This window comes from Pseudomonas sp. Root329 (assembly GCF_001424925.1).
GTDB classification, from domain to species: domain Bacteria; phylum Pseudomonadota; class Gammaproteobacteria; order Pseudomonadales; family Pseudomonadaceae; genus Aquipseudomonas; species Aquipseudomonas arabinosi.
On record NZ_LMCV01000043.1, the window covers coordinates 1 to 7,215 of the forward strand.

The 7,215-nt window shown below is 60.3% G+C and carries 6 protein-coding genes and 2 pseudogenes; 3 read left to right on the plus strand and 5 right to left on the minus strand.

The features are described 5' to 3' along the window. From ASC74_RS25415 to xopAW, 3 genes and pseudogenes are all read left to right on the plus strand, one after another. Positions 1–687 (plus strand): annotated as a pseudogene (locus tag ASC74_RS25415) (IS110 family transposase); the annotation flags it as partial. Between the two features lies 1 nt (position 688). Beyond that, a pseudogene (locus ASC74_RS25420) lies at positions 689–1,096 on the plus strand (transposase); the annotation flags it as partial. Between the two features lie 573 nt (positions 1,097–1,669). Further along, a complete protein-coding gene (xopAW, locus tag ASC74_RS25425) occupies positions 1,670–2,518 on the plus strand; it encodes a XopAW family type III secretion system calcium-binding effector (protein WP_056745049.1) in 849 nt (282 codons plus the stop codon). A gap of 48 nt (positions 2,519–2,566) precedes the next feature. Here xopAW and ASC74_RS25430 read toward each other — a convergent pair whose 3' ends face one another. The 5 genes from ASC74_RS25430 to ASC74_RS25450 form a co-directional block, all read right to left on the minus strand. Beyond that, positions 2,567–3,622, minus strand: a complete 1,056-nt coding sequence (locus ASC74_RS25430; protein WP_056745051.1) for an AI-2E family transporter — start codon at positions 3,620–3,622, stop codon at positions 2,567–2,569. 69 nt (positions 3,623–3,691) lie between these two features. Next, positions 3,692–4,498: a DUF4892 domain-containing protein gene (locus tag ASC74_RS25435; protein WP_056745053.1), complete on the minus strand. Its 807-nt coding sequence runs from the start codon at positions 4,496–4,498 to the stop codon at positions 3,692–3,694. Positions 4,499–4,506: 8 nt separating this feature from the next. Then, entirely contained in the window at positions 4,507–5,166 is a 660-nt protein-coding gene (locus ASC74_RS25440; RefSeq protein WP_056745055.1) for a glutathione S-transferase family protein, read from the minus strand. A gap of 50 nt (positions 5,167–5,216) precedes the next feature. Continuing rightward, the gene (locus ASC74_RS25445) at positions 5,217–6,071 is read right to left on the minus strand and encodes an alpha/beta hydrolase (RefSeq protein WP_056745057.1); all 855 of its coding nucleotides are present in this window, start codon (positions 6,069–6,071) and stop codon (positions 5,217–5,219) included. After that, positions 6,068–6,874, minus strand: coding sequence for an alpha/beta fold hydrolase (locus ASC74_RS25450; RefSeq protein WP_046046471.1), 807 nt, complete (start codon positions 6,872–6,874; stop codon positions 6,068–6,070). Before ASC74_RS25450 ends, ASC74_RS25445 begins: the two co-directional genes overlap by 4 nt. Positions 6,875–7,215 lie beyond the last annotated feature (341 nt).

The following is a 7,215-nucleotide window of genomic DNA, read 5'->3' on the forward strand; positions in this document are numbered from 1 at the left end:
GTGCACTACGAGCAGCGGATCAAGTCGCGCGAGGCGTTTTATGAGTTTCTCCGCCAGTTGCCGCCTCATGTCGTGGTTCTGATGGAGACCGGTCCGGGTGCTCAAGCCTGGGCCCGGCAGCTGCAAGACCAAGGCAATCTGGCGCGGATTCTTCCAGCCGGTTTGGTGGCCACACATCGCAGCGGGCCTAAAAATGATCGCAACGATGCGCTGGCGATTCTGCGGGCTGGTCGCGATGAAAAAGTCTGCTCAGTACCGGTCAAAAGCGTTGCGGCGCTGGCAATGCAGGCGTTGCATCGCGCCCGTCAGGGCTATGTGCGTCGGCGCACGGCAGTCAGTAACCAGATGCGCGGCCTGCTGCTTGAGCACGGCGTGGCCTTGGCGCAGGGCGATGTTGCGATCAGCCAGAAAATTCCGCGAATACTGGAAGATGCTACCCAGCCGGTGCCGGGCCTGCTGCGTGAACTGATCGACGAACTGTTGGCCGAGTGGCGCCATTTGGGCGAGCGCATCAGCGTGCTGACGGGACGCTTGGAAGTGGCCGCCAACGCCGACATGACGGCGAAGCGACTGATGACTGTGCGCGGCATCGGCCCAGTCACTGCCACGGCACTGGTGGCCAAGGAAACCAAGCCTGAGCGATTTCCCAATGCCCGCAAGTTTGCCGCGTATTTTCAAGAACATTGCNATGACTGTGCGCGGCATCGGCCCAGTCACTGCCACGGCACTGGTGGCCAAGGAAACCAAGCCTGAGCGATTTCCCAATGCCCGCAAGTTTGCCGCGTATTTTGGCATGGTGCCTGACCAGCACAGCAGCGGGCAGACGGTCCGGATGGGGGACATGACCAAGCGAGGTGATGTTTATTTACGCAGCCTGATGATCCAGGGAGCCCATGCGGTGCTGCAACAACTACGACCTGATTCCCAGCAGCCCGATGACCGCCGCTTGTTGCGCTGGATGAGCCGACTGGGCCGTAAGGAGGCTGCAATCAGGTTAGCCAACCGCAACCTACGAATCGTCTGGGTGCTTTTACAGAATGAGCAGACTTATCGTCGCCAGGCTGGTGATGGCCAGCAAGCGACGATGAGCCACTGAGCGACAGAGTTCTGCCACCGAGGTACTAACTGTCCGACCCTTTGCTGAAAAAAATTGACCCCAGGTAAGACCGGCGTGGATTGATGCCTAAGCTGCTACTGGCCTTCGAGGCCTGACTGTAATCGGCATACCACGAGCTCTTCCANGTGGATTGATGCCTAAGCTGCTACTGGCCTTCGAGGCCTGACTGTAATCGGCATACCACGAGCTCTTCCAATTTTGGCCAGAAGCCGAAGACGGCTTCCACGAATAGGCCTGATACATAGATGCAACGGGGCGACGGTTTTTCAAAAGCGGGTAGACAGTGGGGGCGAGTCCATACATAGCAGCTGGCGAAGCCTGCGTTCGGCTGCGCAGCAGTCGTAAATCCTGCCACATCAATCGTCCTGAAACACCGCGATGGCTGGTCTAGCGACTGCTTCGCAGCCGAACGCAGGCTTCGCCAGCTGCTACACGGGCCTGTTGTGTTCTGTGTACCGCTCGGTACAAACCTCACATACCCACGACAACTTGCCCCTTGAGGCTGCATAAGCCGGTGCACCCACCGGCTATCCATTCCAAGGAGTGAGCGCAATGATCGGTAGCGTCAGCAGTTACACGAGCTATACCAGCACCAGCAGCACCACGACCAGCACCGCCCGCAGTCAACAGTTTCAGAAAGATCTGCTCGCCAAACTCGACAGCAACAGTGACGGTGCAGTCGATCAGGATGAACTCAAGAGCGCCCTCTCGCAGAAAACCGACGACGGTCTGCTGGTCAGCCTGAGCAAGAATTTCGCCGACCTGGACAGCGACGAGAGCGGCAGCCTGAGCAGTGAAGAAATGGCCGCGATGGCCCCTCCGCCGCCACCGCCACGGGACCAGGCACCGAACACCGAACTGGCTGACGCGCTGATCAGCGCTCTGGACGCCGACGGCGACGGCGCCATCAGCAGCGATGAACTGAGCAACGGCCTGGCCAGCGCCGGCAGCAGCGCCGACAGCACAGAAATCTTCTCGGCCCTGGACAAGAACGAAGACGGCTCCGTCAGCCAGGACGAGCTCGCCGCCAGCCTCGCCCCGCCTCCGCCGCCCCCTCAACCAGTGTCCAGCGAAGAACTGTTCAGCCAGCTCGATACGGACAGCGACGGCAGTGTCAGCGCCACCGAACTGACCAGCGCGTTGCAGACCAGCAGCACCTCATCGACCAGCACCGACACCAGCGCCGCGTTACTCAAAGTGCTGGATAGCGACAGCAGTGGCGGCGTCAGCAGCGACGAGTTGAACGCGGCGTTGCAAGTCGGCCGCGAGCGAAACACCGACAGCTCCACCGATCAGTCGAGCGTGACCGAAGCCCTGAACAAAATGATCGCCAACCTGAGCAAGCAGTACTCGCTCGACAACGTGGCGACCGTGGGTAAGTACCTGAACGAGGCTACTTAAGTCAAAAGCCCACTGACCTTCACAGGTTCAGTGGGAACGATCAAAATCTCAGGGCCGGCGATCCTCAACCCGAGCCTGACTCTTGCTCCAGTCGTTCAGCAGGCTGTAGGCCACCGCCAACAACGTCGGTCCAATGAACAAGCCAATAAACCCGAAGGCAATCAACCCGCCAAACACCCCGAGCAGGACAATCACCAGCGGCAAATTCCCGCCCCGGCTGATCAGGTACGGTTTGAGCACGTTGTCGACGCCACTGATGATGAACATCCCCCAAATCCCGAGAAACACCGCCATCCCGTACTCACCCTTCCAGGCCAGCCAGGCCGTGGCCGGAATCCACACCAGCGGCGGCCCCATCGGAATCAGGCTCAACAAAAACGTGACAATCCCCAGCACCAGCGCCCCGGGCACCCCGGCAATCAAAAACCCGATCAACGCCAGAACCGCCTGGGCCGCCGCCGTCCCGATCACGCCGTTCACCACCCGCTGCACCGTGCCCGCCACCAATTCAATGTAATACCCGGCACGGTCACCAATCAGACGTTCCAGCAACCCGTGAACAAACGCCGCCAGACGCGGCCCGTCACGGTAGAAAAAGAACACGAAGACGATACTCAACGTCAGCTCAAGAATCCCGCCACCAATCTGCGCGCTGCGCGCCAGCAACCAATTGCCGACCTGGCCCAGGTAAGGTTTGACCGCCAGCATCATCGCCGCGCCCTGCTGATCGATGCTGTTCCAGACCCCGACCAGCCGCTCGCCCACCAAGGGAATACTGCCCAGCCAGATCGGCGCTTCCGGCAGCCCGTCGACCTGCACATCCTTGATGAACGCCGTGGCATCGCGCACATGGTCCGCGAGGTTGAACCCCAGCCAGACCAACGGCAACGCCACCAGCAACATCCAGCCCAGCGTCAGCACTGCGGCCGCCAGAGATTCGCGACCATTGAGCAAACGCGTCAGCAAACGCATCAGCGGCCAGCTGGCAAACGCCAGCACCGCGCCCCAGAACAGCGCCGACCAGAACGGCGCCATCACCCAGAAGCTCGCGCCAAACAGCACCAGGAGCAGGATCTGCACCAACAGCCGATCGTTATTGATCATCTAAATCTCGAAAAAAGTCAGTTCGCAAAGGAGTAGGCGAACGTAGCGTGTACGTTCGCCTGATAAAGCTTACCGCAACAGTTCGATGTGCAAGCCAGCGCCGTCGACGCTGCCGGCTTCCATCCTGGCGGTACGCACACCCTGCCCGATCAGTGCCTGACGCCAGGCTTCGGCCTTCGGCCCCGAAACACTGACCCGCAACGTGGTGTCCAGATTCAGCCCACGAGAGATCAGGCGCAGCCAGGCATCGTCAGGATCGCCGGTCAGTTTGGGGAAATCGAGCTCACCGGTGCTTTTGAGCTCTCGAAGCAAGGTTGCAGAAGTCGGCAGCAAATCGCCCAGCGGCGCGGCGGCGTCAAACTGTTCGACGTGCAGATACGCTTTGCGATTGCCACGCGTGATGCTGTAAAGCGCCACCAGTGTGTTGTCCTGTGGGGCCGCCAGGCGCAACAGCAAGAAGGCTTGCTGATCATCAGCGCCATAGAGCTTGGCATTGCCGAAGACATCATTGGCCCACAGACTGCTTTCGCCGCAATCACGGGCCTGGCACCAGAACAGCAACTGGGCGTCCTGCTTCTGCAACGCTTCACGAGCGGCGGTGAAGGCCTCGGTGGAGGAATGCTCCGGCGGCAACTCGTAGGTCACCGAAGTGGTTTGCCCCCGGGCAGCGACCTGGCCGTCAAAGCGCAACTGGCCACTGATTTTGCGGATCGAGCCCAGTGGATAGATCCGCTCAAGTTCGGCGACCGGGCGATAGTCAACGATCTGCGCATCGGCCATACGCGGCACGATCGGCAGGTCCTGACTGCCCGGGACATCGGCAGCAAACAACAGGGGACTGAAACAACACAGCGCCAGCAGATTGAGTGAACGCATGGATAGACTCATCGGATCAGCATGGCCTGGGCACCCTTGATGATACTGGCGTCATCGATACGCTCAGGCACCAGCAAACCACGCTGTACCGCCGGACGCGCCTCCATGGTTGCCATCCAGCGCTGCAAGGCCGGCAAACCGTCGACCTCGACACCCGACCACTCATGGCCACGGACCCACGGATAAGTGGCGATGTCGGCAATGCTGTATTCACCGGCCAGAAACTCCACGGCTTGCAGGCGTGTGTCGAGCACTTCATAGAGGCGGCGGGTTTCATGTTGATAGCGGTCGATGGCGCCCTGGAGTTTCTCCGGGAAATAACGGAAAAACACATTGGCCTGACCTTGCATCGGGCCGATTCCACCCATCTGGAACATCAGCCATTGCAGGACCACTGAACGCCCCTTGGGGTCTTTTGGCAGCAGCTTGCCGCTCAGTTCAGCCAGGTAAATCAGGATCGCGCCGGATTCGAACACGGCGAAATCGCCGTTGGCACGGTCGACAATCGCCGGAATTCGGCCATTGGGATTGATCTTGAGGAAGCCCTCGGACTTCTGTTCCTTTTTGTCGAAACTCAACGCGTGCACCGTGTAGGGCAGGCCGAGTTCCTCGAGCACGATAGAGACCTTGTGGCCATTCGGGGTCGCAGCGGTGTAGAGATCTATCATGGTTGTCTCCCATTTCAACCCGCCCAGCCTCGACAGTTGCCCGGCGCAAGTCAAGGAACGGCGAAGAACCGATTGAAACAGTCTGCGACAAGGTCGGCGCCGGGTTCGTCATTCAGGTGCAAATGATGACCGCCAGGCAGCTGTTCACGGCTAAAGGGTAGACGCTCCAGCAACTCGGGATGTTTGGCGAGCATGCCGTCGGCAGCCACCACCAGTTTTGCAGGACAACTGACTCGCTGGACGAAGGCCATCGCCTGTTCAGTGGTCAGACGCAGCGGCGACGGTAAGGTCAGGCGGTTGTCGGTGCGCCAGGTATAACCGCCCGGCACCGGCATCAATCCACGTTGGGCCAGCAGTTCTGCGGCTTCGCGACTGACAGCGACCAAGCCTTTCATGCGCGCCTCGATGGCCCGGTCGAGCGTGTTGTAGACCGGTTTGCGTTTCTCCCGCAAATCCAGCTGCGCTTGCAGGGCCATGCCCATCCGTTCGGCAGCGTTTTCGCCTTTGTCTGTAGGAGGAATGACGCCGTCGATCAATGCCAGATAGGTCACGCGCTCCGGCAACGAACCGGCCAGCACCAGCGAAACGATCGCGCCCATGGAGTGCCCCAGCAGGCCAAAGCGCTTCCAGCCCAATTGCTCGGCCACTTGCAGCACGTCATGGGCGTAGTCCCACAGTGCGTAACCGGCACCGCTCGGCCGATGCCCGGAATGACCGTGACCGGCCATGTCCAGCGCGATAATGCGCAAGCCTTTGAGCTTCGGTGCCAGCCGGGCGAAGCTGTTGGCGTTGTCCAGCCAGCCATGCAAGGCGATCACCGGCATACCGTCTTCGGGGCCGAACAAGTGCGCTGCCAGCTCGATGTGCGGCAGACTCAGGCGAACTTCTTCAACGACATTGTTCATGCGCAATCCTGTTGGCGGCGACCTTCCCAGCGGCTGAACAGGTTCTTCAGCAGCGTGGCCGTGTCCTGGGGACGTTCGAGGGGAAACATGTGGCCGCCCGGCATGGTCAGGGATTCGCCCTGCGGCAGGCGTCCCACGAGGCTTGCGTGATGACGCATCACCACCCGACTCTTGTGCCCGCGAACCACCGCCAGCGGCACTTTCAGTTGCCGTGTGCGGCCGGGACTGGTGTGCGGCACGCCACGGTAGATACTGATTTCCGTGGCCGGGTCGAAGCGCAGGCGCAGCTTGTCGCCCACCTTGTGCAAGCCGTGTTGCAGGTAAGCGTCGAAGCATTCCGGGTCGAAACTGCGAAACAGGGTTTTGCCAGCGAAATAGAGTCGGGCCGCTTCCAGATCGGCGAATTCTTCCCGACGTCCCAACGTACGGCCGGCCGGCGTCAGGCGATCGATGAAACCGAAGCGTTTGGCGGCGCGGATCACCCATTGATCAGCGCGGGTCAGCACCGGCGAATCAAGCATCACCACGCCGCGATAGAGCTCGGGACACCGCAACGCTGCGTGCAGATGCAGCACGCCACCGAAGGAATGGCCGACGCCCCACACCGGTTCCGGTTGCTGCTTGAGGTGATGAATCAGCTCGTCGACCAGGTTGTACCAGTTGTCGTCCGCCGGAAAACGCGGGTCATGGGCGTGCTGCTGCAGATGCGTCACCTGATACTCGGGCGCCAGCGCCGCGAACAACTTGCCATAGGTGCCCGAGGGGAAGCCGTTGGCGTGGGCGAAAAATATCTGTTGCGACATACCGGTGATCCATCAACGAAAACAAGGATTGATTGTCCGTAAGACGACGTCCTACAGCAATGACCGTAAGTGCCAGGAATGATGACAGTCCGGTCATGGCTATGTCGCAAAAACTTAAATCTGATGAAGTCCTATGTAGCAGCTGGCGAAGCCTGCGTTCGGCTGCGCAGCAGTCGTAAACCCTGCGACCTCAATCTTCCTGAACCACCGCAGTGAATGGTTTTACGACTGCTGCGCAGCCGGACGCAGGCTTCGCCAGCTGCTATGTATGGACTCGCCCCCACTGTCTACCCGCTTTTAAAAAAACTGCCGCCCCGTTGCATCTATGTATTAGGCCTGTC